The following is a 12,670-nucleotide window of genomic DNA, read 5'->3' as shown; positions in this document are numbered from 1 at the left end:
AGGCGCTGTGAGCAATCAGGCGCCTTCCGGCATTCCGGACCGTGAAGCTGATCACTCCGCGCGGGCCGGCCCGGCCGCCCACAGGAACGGCCGGGCCGGGTGCCGCGTCAGGTGCCGGGCTTGCGGCCGTACACGAACACGTCGTCGCCGACCCTGAGCAGCGACCAGTACTTCTGGGCGGCGGTCTTCGTCATGTTGACGCAGCCGTGCGAGCCGGGCGGGTTCCACATGCTCAGGCCGACGGAGTGGAAGGCCTGGCCGCCGTCGAAGAACTGGCTGTACGGCATCGGCACGTTGTACAGGCTCGACACATGGTCGATGTGCCGCCAGTAGATCTTCTTCAGGCCGGTACGGGTCTCGTAGCCGTTACGGCCCGTACGCACCGGAACCGGTCCGTAGACGAGCCGGCTCCCGTCCTGGATCCAGCTGAGCTGGAGCGTGAGGTTGACGCACGCGATACGGCCCTTGTTGACGGGGCACTTCCGGTCCCTGTTGGGGTTTGTCCCGACGGACTTCTGCTTGTTCATGAGGTCCATCACCCCCCAGGTGACGGGTCCCGCGTAGCCGATGGTCGGGGTGATGCCGTGCTTGTACTGGAAGGCCTGGATCGCCTTACAGTCGGCAGCGGACTGCCTGCCGTCAACCGGCCGGCCGAGGAACTTCTCGACCTGCTTCTGATACGGCCCCGTCTGTGTGGTGCAACTCGCCGCGTCGGCAGGCGCGGCGCCGAGCGCGAGTGTGAGCGGGATCACCAGCGCGGTGATCCCCAGTGCGACGGTTCCCCGTCTGCGTATGTCCCCCATGGCGGACCTTTCGTCCTCGTGAGCGCGCCCGTGCGCGCGCACTCACCCTGCGTTCCAGCTTGCTTGCCAGGTAGACAGGCAACGAGGCTCGCGGGTTGTAAGAAAGGTCACACTGCGACGAAACAGTGACATTCGGGTGTTCGCGGGGCGTTCCGAAGGGGGTCTGCCGGCGCGGCGACGACCACCGATGGTGGCACTGACAGCGCCTGCGTCGTCGCCCTGTGCCGGTCCGCGCCTCACGGCGCGAACCGGCACTGCCGCGTCAGGCCGCCCGTCGCGACCGGCTCCGGTGGTCACGCACGATGTCCGCGTACCGGTGCCCACTGCCCTTGATCGTGCGGGCCTGGGTGCGGTAGTCGACGTGGACGAGGCCGAAGCGCTTGTCGTAGCCGTATGCCCACTCGAAGTTGTCCAGCAGCGACCAGGCGAAATAGCCGGCCAGCGGGGCACCCTTACGCGCAGCCGAGGCACAGGCGGCAAGGTGCTTCACCAGGTAGTCCTGGCGCTCGGGGTCGTCCACGGTGCCGTCGGGGCGCACGACGTCGGGGAAGGAGGAGCCGTTCTCGGTGACGTACAGCCTGCGCGCGCCGTACTCGTCGGTGAGGCGCAGCAGCAGCGTCTCGATGCCGCTCGCGTCGATCTCCCAGTCCATGCCGGTGCGCGGCACACCGTCGCGGCGCACCGGGCGGGCGTGCGGGACCGGCCCGGCAGGATCGTCCGCGACGGTGGCCGGGAAGTAGTAGTTGAGTCCCAGCCAGTCCAGGGGTGCGGCGATCGTCTCCAAGTCGCCGGGGCGCTCCGGGAGTTCGACGCCGTAGACCTCACGCATGTCGGCGGGGAAGCCCCGGCCGTGGACGGGGTCCAGCCACCAGCGGTTCACGTGACCGTCCATGCGGCGGGCGGCGGCCTCGTCCTGCGGGCTGTCGCCGGCGGCGTGCACGGTGGAGAGGTTGTTGACGATGCCGACAGCGGCGTCCGGTACGGCGGCACGGATGGCAGCGGCGGCCAGGCCGTGGCCGAGAAGCAGATGGTACGAGGCGCGGACCGCGGCGGTGAGATCCGTCAGTCCCGGAGCCATCGTGCCCTCGAGGTGGCCGATCCAGGCCGAGCACAGGGGCTCGTTGAGCGTAGTCCAGTGGGTGACGCGGTCACCGAGACGCCGCGCGACTGCCGCGGCGTATGCGGCGAAGTGCTCGGCGGTGTCCCGATCGGGCCAGCCGCCGCGGTCCTGGAGCAGCTGCGGCAGGTCCCAGTGATACAGCGTGACCGACGGGGTGATGCCCGCCTCCAGCAGGGCGTCGACCAACTCGTCGTAGAAGGCGAGGCCCTTGGGGTTCACCGGACCGTCGCCGTCCGGGACCACCCGGGGCCAGGCGACCGACAGCCGGTAGGCGTTGGTGCCGAGCTGCTTCATCAACCCGATGTCCTCGCGCCAGCGGTGGTAGTGGTCGCAGGCGACGTCGCCGTTGTCGTCACCGTCGATCTTTCCCGGAGTGTGCGAGAACGTGTCCCAGATCGACGGCGAACGGCCGTCCTCGGCCACGGCCCCCTCGATCTGGTACGCCGATGTGGCCGTGCCCCACAGGAAGTCGTGCGGGAGCGCGGCGAGGTCGATGGGTCCGGACACAGAAGTCCTCTCAGGGATAGGGGTGTCGGTCACTTCACGGCTCCGGCGGTGAGCCCGGTGACGAGATAGCGCTGCAGCAGCAGGAAGCCCGCGACCACGGGGACGCTGACGACGAGCGAGGCGGCCATGATCTGGTTCCAGTAGACGTCGTTCAGCGTGGAGTAGCCCTGGAGCCCGACGGCGAGGGTGCGGGTGGTGTCGTTGGTCATCACGGAGGCGAAGAGCACCTCGCCCCAGGCGGTCATGAACGCGTAGACGGCGACCGCGACGATGCCGGGGATCGCGGCCGGTACGACGATCCGGAAGAGTGCGCCGAGCGGCCCGCAGCCGTCCACCAGCGCCGCCTCGTCCAGATCGCGCGGCACCGAGTCGAGGTACCCGATGAGCATCCAGATCGAGAAGGGCAGCGAGAAGGTGAGGTACGTCAGGATCAGACCGCCGCGCGAGCCGAACAGCGCGATCCCGGTGGCGTTGCCGATGTTGACGTACAGCAGGAAGAGCGGCAGCAGGAAGAGGATGCCGGGGAACATCTGGGTGGACAGCACGGTCACCGTGAACACGCGCTTGCCGCGGAAGTCGTAGCGGCTGACCGCGTAGGCGGAGAAGACCGCGATCACGACCGAGCACACGGTCGCAGCGCCCGCCACGATCACCGAGTTCACGAAGTACCGGGCCAGCGGGACCGTCGACCAGATGTCGATGTACGGGCGGATGGTCAGGCCACTCGGCAGCCAACGGAACTTCCCCGTGACGTCCGCCAGGGGCTTCAGAGAGCTGGAGAGCATCACATAGACCGGCACCAGGACGAAAACGGTGAGCAGCGTGAGGAAGATCCCCCGGGACCACAGGAAGGACCGGGGCGAGGCCATCGGCGAGCGTGGCGACCGCGAGGTGACCGGCGGCTGCGGCGCCCGAGTGGTGCTAGACATCGGCCGTCTTCCTTCCTCGGGAGGTGAGCAGCAGGTAGACGCCCGTCACGACGAGCAGGAACAGCAGCAGCAGGACGGACATGGCGGAGCCGGTGCCGAAGTTCCAGGTGACGAACGAGGCCTGGTAGATGTGGACCGAGATGAGGTCCGCCGCCTCCGGTGCGGCCTTGCCGAACAGGACGTACGGCGTGTTGAAGTCGTTGAACGTCCACAGGAACAGCACCAGGATCAGGACCTGGTTGACCGGGCGCAGCGACGGCAGGGTGATACGGCGGATCTGCTGCCACATTCCGGCGCCGTCGAGGGCGGCCGCCTCGTACAGCTCCTTGGGGATGTTCTGCAGGCCGGCCATGACGATGAGGAAGGCGAACGGCCAGCCCTTCCACACCGACACCACGAGCAGCGCGACGAAGCTGTTGTCGCCGATGAGCCAGAAGGAGGGCTTGTCGGTGAGGTGCAGCTGGTCGTGCAGGACGTGGTTCACCAGGCCGTTGTCGTGCTGGAACATGAACACCCAGGTGATGACGGCCGCATACACAGGCAGCGCGTACGGGACCAGGAACAGGGCGCGCAGCAGGCCCCGGCCGCGGAAGGCGTCCTGCATGAAGACGGCGGCGGCCGTGCCGATCAGCCAGCACAGGCCGACCGAGAGCAGAGTGAAGCCGACGGTGACGAGGAACGAGTGGAACAACGCGTCGCCCACGGGGGCGTTGAAGTCCACCGAGACCTTGTAGTTGTCGAAGCCGGACCAGGGCGCCGTGCCCCAGTCGCGGATGTAGAACTGTGTCAGCTCCTTGAAGCTCATCACGATGCCGATCACCATCGGCACCAGGTGGACCAGGAGTTCGAGCACCAGGGCGGGCAGGAGCAGCAGGTAGGGCAGTCCGATGCGGCGGATCCGCCCGGTGCGGCGCGGGCCGCGCGCCGCACCGGGAGACTTCTTGCGCACCGTCCGCTCGCCGGTATCGGCGGAGGCGGTCGTGGTGGTCATGATGGTGCCCGTGCTCACTTCGTCGGCATCTGCTGCTGGGCCTTCTGGAGCTTGGCCTTCACCGACTCCGTGGTCACCGCCCGTCCGGCGGCGACGTCGGCGAACAGCTCCTTGACGGCCGTACCGACCGCCGTCTCGAACTGGGACTCGTCGGCGACCTGCGGCAGCGCGGCGGCACTCTTGGCGAGGGTGTCCTTCAGGACGGCGTTGGACGGCGTGGTGAAGGCGGCGTCCTCCTGCGCGGCCTTGACCGGCGGGATGGAGCTGTAGGCCGTGTTGAGGACCTTCTGCTCCTCGTCACTGGTCATGAACTTCACGAACTTCGTGGCACCGTCGAGGTTGTGGCTGTTCTTGAAGACGGCCAGGTTGATGCCCGCGACCATCGAGTTGACCTGGGCGCCGGTGCCGGGGGTGCCGGACTGGACAGGCACCGGAGCGATGCCGTACTGGTCCTCGCTCATGCCCTGCGACTTGAGGTTGGCGGCCGCGGACTGCCACAGCAGCATCGCCTGCTTGCCCTTGGCGAAGTCGCTCACGGACTGGTTCTGTGCGTACTCCGCGTCACCCGTCGGGATGACCTTGTCCTTGGCCATCAGATCGACGTACTGCTTGACCGCCGCCACCACACCGTCGTTCGTGAAGTCGGCCTTGCCGTCCGGGGTGAAGAAGTCGGCGCCGTGCTGCTTGCCGAAGACGAAGACGTGGTGGATGTTCTCCGACACGTTCGAGCCCTCGGCGCCGAGCGGCGACTTGCCCTTCGCGGAGATCTTCTTGCCGTCGGCGATCAGCTCGTCCCAGGTGGCCGGCGGCTTGGCGATGCCGGCATCGGCGAAGATCTGCTTGTTGTAGTAGAGCGCGTACGCCATCGAATACAGCGGGACGGCCGCCGGGTCCTTGCCCTCTGCGCCGGTCGAGCCGAGCGCCGAGTCGACGAAGCGGTCCTTGCCGCCGATCTTGTCGAAGTTCTTGGCGTCCCACGGCAGCAGCGCGCCCGTGGCCTGCAGGGAGGCACTCCAGGTGTTGCCGATGTTCAGCACGTCGGGGCCCTGACCCGAGGTGGTCGCGGTGAGAATCCGGTTCAGCAGGTCCGACCAGGGGACGACCTCCAGCTTGACCTTGATCCCCGTCTGCTTCTCGAACTTGTCGAGTTCGGGCTGGAGGACCTTCTTGTCGACCTCGATGCTGGCACCCTGGTTGGAGGCCCAGTAGGTGAGTGTCTTGGGCGAGTCGTCGGATCCACCACCCGTCGACGAACCGCCGCCGCAGGCCGAGACGGCAAGGGCGAGAGACATGGTGACGGCGCCGACGGCCGCGGCTCGGATGCTGCGCATGGCTCCTGGTGTCCCTTTCCGGGAGTCGTGTACGCCGAGAAAGGCTCCGGATGACACCCGTTCGACTCCCGAAACCCTCACGGCTTAATTTAGGACGTGAGTTAAACCCCACGCGAAACGCTCGTCAAGGGATCCGACAGGGGTTAATCGCCGGCCGGCCGCGACGGGGACGATCAGGCGGGCGTCACACGGCCTCCGCAGGGCATGTGACCTGCGGAGGAGAGCCGGACAGGGCCTACTGCAACGGTTGGGTCTCGACGGGCGCTCGGACCATGGTTCGAGCCGTCGCCGGGCCTCCTCCGGGAAGGCCGCGAGCCGAGGACACGTCGGCAGCCTCTGACGGAACTCCGACCGCCGTTCATGGCCCTGCGTTCAAGCGGCTGAGGCATGTCACGGGCGACTGGGTCGCCTTGACCCCACACCGTTCACTTTCTGAACCTGAACGCTCGCCGTCACGCCCGCGCGCCCCGGCTCGCGCCGGGGCACGGTCGGTCAGCGCTCCAGGAAGTCGAAGAGCTCCTCCCAGCGACGGGTGATCACGTCGGGGGCGAAGCGCCGCACGTTCTGCCGCGCCTTGTCACCCATCGTGTCGCGGAGGTTCTCGTCGGACATCAACCGCACCAGCTGACGGGCGAGTTCGGCGGTGTTGCCGTGCCGGGCCAGCAGCCCGTCCTCGCCGTCGCTGACGATCTCGCGCACCCCGGGGGAACAGTCGAACGCGGCACACGGCACGCCGCAGGCCATCGCCTCGAGGAGAACGAGCGGAAAGCCCTCGCCACGCGAGGACTGCACGAACACCGACGACCGCCCGAGCGCCGCGGTCACATCGCCGGTCTGCCCCGCCCACTCCACCGAGTCGTCGAGGCCGAGCTCCGTACACTGCTGCCGCAGTAGGCTCTCGTGTTCCCCCGCGCCGTAGATCCGCAGGATCCAGCCGGGTTGCCGCGGCGCCGCCTCGGCCCAGACGTCCAGCAGCAGGTCGACGCCCTTCGCGTGGCTGAGCCGCCCGATGCTGGCCACCACCTTCTCCGTGCGCGGCGAGGGGGCACCGGGGGTCACCGGCAGCGGGTTCGGCATGAAGCCGACGTTGTTGAGGCCCTGCGCCACCCAGAGATCGGCGTCCTCCTGAGTCAGGACCAGCAGCCGGTCCACATCCTGGTAGTAGCGCTGCACGCGGGCGAAGCGCGAGGAGCGGCGGGAGGCGCCGAAGGACTCGTGGCTCATGCCGATCACCGGGTGCCCGGCCGTGTCCGCGAGCGCCACCCATTCCATCGCCCAGACCTGGGTCACGATGATCACGGCCCCGGAGGGCGCGGCCAGGAACAGCCGGGACAGGCGCTCGGCAGCCGCGTGCATGTCCGCCTCCCGGCGCCGGAGAGACGGATCGAAACGGCCGAACGGGACGCGGGGCCTGCGCCGGCCCGGGGGCCGCCGGTCGTACAGGGTCAGGGTCTCGAACGGCGGATCGTCGCCGAGGTCCATCGCCAGCTCGGGCGGGGCGATACCGATGATCCGGACCCGGTGGCCGCGCTCCACGAACAGCCGGGCCATCTGGGCCTGCCAGCGGCCCACACCGCCGAGCTCGTTGACCTCGTTGGCGACGAAGAAGATCTCACGCTGCGTCATCGGGTCTCTCCCGCAGGGCCGAAGAAGCGGTCCACGATGCGAGCCGCCGCGTCCCCGCGGTCGTACTCGCCGTACTTGTCCACGAACTCCTTGAGCTGCGCCTCGTACTGGGTGACCACCGCCGGCAGGTCGGACACCGCGGCGAACAGTTCCTCCTCAGTGTGCGCCACCGGGCCGGGCGCTTCTTCGAGGAGGTCGAAGTAGGTGCCGCGCATGTCCTGGGAGTACTCCTCCCAGTCGTAGGCGTAGAACACGAGCGGCCGGCGCAGCAGCGCATAGTCGAACATCACGGACGAGTAGTCGGTGACCAGGGCGTCGGCGAGCAGCAGAAGCGGGGTGATGTCCGGTTCGCCCGTCACGTCGATCACCCGGCCCGTCGCCGACGGCGGCAGGGCGACCCGGTTCAGATAGTGGGAGCGCACCAGCAGGGTGTACCGATCGCCGAAGCGGTCGGCGAAGCGTTCCACATCGAAGGGGAACTCGAAGGCCCGGACCGCGCCGTCGGGACGCGCACGGAACGTCGGGGCGTACAGCAGCACACGGCGGTCCGGGCGGACGCCGAGGCGTTCGGCGAGCCGCCGCAGTTCCGCGTCCGGCGCACGATGGTCGCGGGCCGCCCGTACGAGGGCGTCATTGCGGGGGTATCCGGTGCGCAGCAGCTTCTCCTCGGGGATGCGGTAAGCCCGCGCCAAGGTGCGGACGTCGTGTTCGCTGCGGACCACGAAGTGGTCGAAGCGGTCCAACGACTCCTGGTAGGACTGCTGTTCCTGCTCCGACATCACCCGATGGGTGGGCTCGTCGAAGCCCATCCTCTTGAGGGCCGAGCCGTGCCACGTCTGGATGTAGGTGGTCTCCGGGCGTTTGGCCAGCCGCAACGGGAAGCCCTGGTTGTCGATCCAGAACTCGGCCTGGGCCAGCGCCCTGAGGTAGCGCCAGGACCACCGGCGGACGAGTTCGACGTCGTCCGGGAAACCCTTGGGCCTCGCTCCCGCGTACGACCAGATGGAGGTGACGGGTGCCCGGCGGCGGCGCAGTTCCTCATGGATGGCCCGTGGGCTGTCGCTGTACTGCCGGCCGAGGTGGCTCTCGAAGACGATGGTGCCCTTGCGGACCGGGAGCAGCCGGACCATGCGGTGGTACACCTGGACCTTGCGCGCACCCGAGGCCAGGTCCCTCCTGACGGCCCGGAGTGTGCGATAGGTGCCCTTGATCGTCCTCGCTGCCGGGCCGTGCAGATTCCGGTCCACGACGGCTCGCCCGTGGCGGGCCGCCGTGCCGTGCTGAGTGAGCCGGAAGGCGAGATGTCCCTTGGCGGAGACCTGGGGTTCGAGCCGGTCGGCCACGAGCCGGCTGAGCCGGGGCTGCACGGGCACGGACGCGGCGTTCTCCAGGTCGACGCGACCTGCTGTGAGCCGAGTGGTGGTCCTCTTCCCGTCCGCCGTCAGATGGAGCCGCACGTCCCACACCTCGTCGACGACACCGAGCGGCCGGAAGCGCGCCGACAGCGGGACGACGGCCTGCCAGGTGACGCTGTCGCCCTCGTGACGCACCTTCCGCACCGGGAACCGGAACGTCTGCAGGCTGCGCCGACGGGCCCGGAACTCCAACTCGGCCGTGAGCCGGGCGTCGGCGGCGACGGTGTGCAGCGGATTGACCACCGCGCCCTCGAGCACCACCAGGTCCCCGCGCACGGCGTACGCGGTGAGCAGGTTGCGCAGGAACATTCCCTCCAGCGGTCTGCCGTGGTAACCGAGGCCCGTGACGTCCATGACGGCCCGTACCTTCGGGTCGTCCAGCTGCTGGTCGCACCAGTAGACGCGGCCGTCTCGCTGGACGAGCGGAGCGGAGATCTTGTTCCGGTTGATCAGCGTGTCGACGGCCGGCATCAGGTTGTCCCAGTCCTCCCGCATCAGCAGGTGGGCACAGATGGCGTGCACGCGGTCCAGTTGGGCGTACGCCTCCTCCGGGAACTCCTTCACGTAACCGCGGGCCAGCTCCGCGAAGCGGTGCCGGTAGTCGTCGTCCAGGAAGGGCAGTTCACGCAGGTAGAGGACGAGGTCGTGCTTGAGGAACTTGATGTCCTTGTGCAGCTTGAGCCCGCCGAGGCCACGCCGGTCCAGCACCGCGTCGATACGGCGGTGGATCTCCAGCCGGTCCGTGAAATTGTTGATCTCGTGGCGCCGGTTGCTGATCGACTTGGTGGTGGACTTCTCCACCACGTGCCAGAAGTAGACGGTGTTGGGGATCAGCGTGATCCGCCCCGCCGCGAGGTACGCCTGCGCCGTGAACAGCAGGTCCTCGTAGTGGATGCCCCGCGGGAAGGTGAGCTCGTTCTCGACGAGGAACTCACGCCGGTAGCACTTGTTGGTCGACAGGGTGTCGAAGACGAACAGGTCCGGCAGTTCGGCGATCGACTCGACGGTCCGTGTGGACCGGTACAGCCACGGATACCAGGGGACTCTCTTGTCATGCCGGCTGTCGGCATACACCCGTAGGCACAGTCCGGAGACCAGGTCGGCGCCGGTACGGTCGGCCGCCTCCAGCATGTTGCGGCAGGCATTGGGCTCGAGGGTGTCGTCGCTGTCCAGGAACATCACATAGCGCCCGCGGGCCGCGGCCATGCCCCGGTTGCGGGGCTCTCCGCAGCCGCCACTGTTCTCCTCCAGCCGGATCGCCCGCACGCGGCCGGGGTGACCGACGGCGAGTTGCCGCGCGACGCCGTAGGAGCCGTCGGTCGAGCAGTCGTCGGCGATGATCACTTCCACGTTGCGCAGCGTCTGGTCGAGTACGGAGCGCACGGCTGCCGGGAGGCGCCGGGCATCGTTGTAGACGATGACGACGACGCTGATGTCCGGCTCCGCGCCGCCTGACTCGGGGGTATCGATCGACACGGCCACCTCTCGTCTCGGATTCGGCTCTCCGGACAGCGGGCCTGTCCCCCGCCGTGGCTCGGCGGCGTCCGCGAGGGCGTCCCGCGGACAGGGTGCGTCCGGGTTCAGCACGGGTCAGCAACCCCACGTCCCGTAGGGTTGCGATGCTGCGGTTCACCGCGGCCAGAGCGGTGCCCCACCTCCCTTCCACGCTACGTGAGGACACGGCCACGGAGACCGCGCGTCGGTGACCGCGCCCGTCGAGGCACGGCCGCCCCGCCGGGACGGCCCGGCCGGGGGCTGGAGCGAGGGCGTGCCGGACATCATGGGGCCGGGTAGTCGGGGGTCCACTGCGCCGTGGCGACCGCCGCGCGCAACTCCGCCTCGGTGGCCCTCGGAGCCACCCCGTCCTCGACGGCGGCGAGCGCCGCAGCCAACGCGATCTCCCGTGCCGCCTCCCGCATTCCTCCGATCGCCGGCAGCAGGGGCGGCGGGCCCGGAAGCCCGGCGGCCTCGTCCGCGGCCCGCAGGGCGACGGCGCGCGCGGCGGCCACCAGCATCCGGTCGGTGACCCTGGTCGCTCCGCCGGCTGCCACCGCGAGCCCCATGGCCGGGAAGATGTACACGTTGTTGGCCTGCGCGAGGGGAGCCTCCCGGCCGTCGACCTTCAGCGGCGGGAACGGGGAACCGGTCGCGATCAGCGCCCTTCCACCGGTCCAGCGGGCAAGATCGGCCGGATCGGCCTCGGAGTGCGAGGTCGGGTTGGACAGCGGGAAGACCACGGGCCGCTCGCAGGTCGACGCCATCTGCCGCACGATCTCCTCGGTGAAGGCTCCGGATGCCGTCGACAGACCGATGAGGGCCGTCGGCTCCACCCGGCGCACCACCTCGGCGAGCCCGGTGCCGTCCCATTCGGCCACCTCGTCGTCCGCACGCGCGTACACCCGCTGTTCGTCGCTCAGACCGGTACGGGCGCCGATGAGGAGCCCGTCCACGTCGACGAACCAGAAGCGCCGCCTGGCCGCCTCGTCCGAGAGCCCCTCGTCCACAAGGGCGGCGCGGATCATGTCGGCGACCCCCACGGCGGCGGAGCCGGCACCCAGCACGACCAGCCGCTGCTCGGGCAGCGGCGTGCCCGACACCCGGCACGCCGTGGAGAGCGCGCCCAGTACGACCGCCGCGGTGCCCTGGATGTCGTCGTTGAAGGTGAGCAGCCGGTCACGGTAGCGAGTGAGGATCGGCCGGGCGTGGGCGGTGGCGAAGTCCTCCCACTGCAGCAGGGTGCCCGGCAGCTCCGTCTCGACCGCCGAGACGAACGCCTCGATCATCTCGTCGTATTCGGCGCCGGTGAGCCGGCGCTCCCGGCGCCCCAGATAGCGCGGATCGGACAGCAGCTCCTCGTTGTCGGTGCCCACGTCGAGCAGGATCGGCAGGGTGCGTGCCGGGTGGATGCCGCCGATGGCCGTGTACAGGCTGAGTTTGCCGATGGGGATGCCCATGCCGCCGACACCCTGGTCGCCGAGGCCGAGGATGCGCTGGCCGTCCGTGACGACGATGACCTCGACAGCCCCCTTGTGCGGACGGTTGTGCAGGATCTCGTGGAACCGGTCGCGGTCCTCCCAGGCCAGGAAGAGACCGCGGGGCCGTCGGTAGATCTCGCTGAAGCGGCGGCACGCCTCACCGACGGTGGGCGTGTACACGATCGGCAGCAACTCTTCCAGGTGGGCGGTGACCAGGCGGTAGAAGAGCACCTCGTTGGTGTCCTGCAACTGGCGCAGATAGATGTGCCGGTTGAGCGGCTTGTCGTAGCCGAGGAAGGCCCGGTGGGCGCGGGTGACCTGCTCGTCCAGGGTCTCGACGGCGGGCGGCAGCAATCCTTCCAGCCCGAGCTCCGCGCGCTCTCGCCGGGTGAAGGCCGTGCCCTTGTTCAGCAGCGGGTCGGCGAGCAGCGCGGCACCACGAGCGGTGGTCTGTCCGGTGAGATGGGTCATCATGCGGTCCAGGGAGGAGGGGGTCAGCATTGTCTTCCCTGTGCCCCGCTCGTGTACCTCCCGCACGGCCGAGTGGACGAATCCCTTCACCTGATCGCCGGAGCCGCGGCACGGCCCCGCCCCGCCGTACGGCCGCCGAGATCCCCTAGCGCCTCGGGCGACGCGGGGCGTCGGGGGTTCAGCCGTAGGCGTTGTTGACCAGTACGTCCAACGTGCCGAAGGCCTCCACGGCGTGGGCCACGGCCGCCTCCACGCCGGCGCGGTCCGCGACGTCGCACCGGAACGCCTCGGCCCACGCACCCAGCTCGCGCAGTGCGCCCGCGGTCCTCTCGGCCTCCGCCACGTCCACGTCGCTGACGAGCACACGGGCGCCCTCTCGTGCGAGCCGCCGCGCGGTCGCGGCGCCTATGCCGCGCGCCGCGCCGGTGATCAGGATGCCGTACCGTTCCTAATCAGTGAGCAGGGGTGAGTCTTGGACTTGAACCTGTGCACTGCGGACATT

At 69.1% G+C, this 12,670-nt stretch carries 8 protein-coding genes and 1 pseudogene; all 9 read right to left on the bottom strand.

Going from position 1 to position 12,670, the window contains the following annotated elements; all coding sequences use genetic code 11:
• Positions 1 to 107: 107 nt before the first annotated feature.
• Positions 108 to 803: a L,D-transpeptidase family protein gene (locus tag VXC91_RS05390; RefSeq protein ID WP_329505485.1), complete on the bottom strand. Its 696-nt coding sequence runs from the start codon at positions 801 to 803 to the stop codon at positions 108 to 110.
• A 262-nt stretch (positions 804 to 1,065) separates the two neighbouring features.
• A complete protein-coding gene (locus tag VXC91_RS05385) occupies positions 1,066 to 2,430 on the bottom strand; it encodes a GH1 family beta-glucosidase (protein WP_329505484.1) in 1,365 nt (454 codons plus the stop codon).
• Between the two features lie 29 nt (positions 2,431 to 2,459).
• Complete coding sequence (locus tag VXC91_RS05380; protein WP_329505566.1) at positions 2,460 to 3,299, bottom strand: carbohydrate ABC transporter permease; 840 nt, start codon at positions 3,297 to 3,299, stop codon at positions 2,460 to 2,462.
• Positions 3,300 to 3,351: 52 nt separating this feature from the next.
• Positions 3,352 to 4,350, bottom strand: a complete 999-nt coding sequence (locus VXC91_RS05375; protein WP_329505483.1) for a carbohydrate ABC transporter permease — start codon at positions 4,348 to 4,350, stop codon at positions 3,352 to 3,354.
• Between the two features lie 14 nt (positions 4,351 to 4,364).
• Positions 4,365 to 5,681 (bottom strand): ABC transporter substrate-binding protein, encoded by a 1,317-nt coding sequence (locus VXC91_RS05370; protein ID WP_329505481.1) that lies wholly within the window; start codon positions 5,679 to 5,681, stop codon positions 4,365 to 4,367.
• 492 nt (positions 5,682 to 6,173) lie between these two features.
• Positions 6,174 to 7,307, bottom strand: a complete 1,134-nt coding sequence (locus VXC91_RS05365) for a glycosyltransferase family 4 protein (protein ID WP_329505480.1) — start codon at positions 7,305 to 7,307, stop codon at positions 6,174 to 6,176.
• On the bottom strand, positions 7,304 to 10,198 hold the full coding sequence (locus VXC91_RS05360; protein WP_329505479.1) for a bifunctional glycosyltransferase/CDP-glycerol:glycerophosphate glycerophosphotransferase: 2,895 nt from the start codon (positions 10,196 to 10,198) through the stop codon (positions 7,304 to 7,306). The genes VXC91_RS05365 and VXC91_RS05360 overlap by 4 nt, the downstream gene beginning before the upstream one ends.
• A gap of 302 nt (positions 10,199 to 10,500) precedes the next feature.
• Positions 10,501 to 12,168, bottom strand: coding sequence for an NAD-dependent malic enzyme (locus VXC91_RS05355; protein WP_329505564.1), 1,668 nt, complete (start codon positions 12,166 to 12,168; stop codon positions 10,501 to 10,503).
• Between the two features lie 184 nt (positions 12,169 to 12,352).
• A pseudogene (locus VXC91_RS05350) lies at positions 12,353 to 12,604 on the bottom strand (SDR family NAD(P)-dependent oxidoreductase); the annotation flags it as partial.
• Positions 12,605 to 12,670 lie beyond the last annotated feature (66 nt).

The sequence above is a fragment of the Streptomyces chiangmaiensis genome (genome assembly GCF_036281785.1).
GTDB lineage: Bacteria > Actinomycetota > Actinomycetes > Streptomycetales > Streptomycetaceae > Streptomyces > Streptomyces chiangmaiensis.
Note: the sequence above shows the minus strand (reverse complement) of the source record. Positions and strands in the feature narration are given on the sequence as shown.

Excerpts from the sequence above, each read along its gene's own strand:
- VXC91_RS05375 (WP_329505483.1), bottom strand. The coding sequence starts at position 4,350 with ATGACCACCACGACCGCCTCCGCCGATACCGGCGAGCGGACGGTGCGC.
- VXC91_RS05370 (WP_329505481.1), bottom strand. The coding sequence starts at position 5,681 with ATGCGCAGCATCCGAGCCGCGGCCGTCGGCGCCGTCACCATGTCTCTC.
- VXC91_RS05390 (WP_329505485.1), bottom strand. The coding sequence starts at position 803 with ATGGGGGACATACGCAGACGGGGAACCGTCGCACTGGGGATCACCGCG.
- VXC91_RS05365 (WP_329505480.1), bottom strand. The coding sequence starts at position 7,307 with ATGACGCAGCGTGAGATCTTCTTCGTCGCCAACGAGGTCAACGAGCTC.
- VXC91_RS05355 (WP_329505564.1), bottom strand. The coding sequence starts at position 12,168 with ATGACCCATCTCACCGGACAGACCACCGCTCGTGGTGCCGCGCTGCTC.
- VXC91_RS05380 (WP_329505566.1), bottom strand. The coding sequence starts at position 3,299 with ATGGCCTCGCCCCGGTCCTTCCTGTGGTCCCGGGGGATCTTCCTCACG.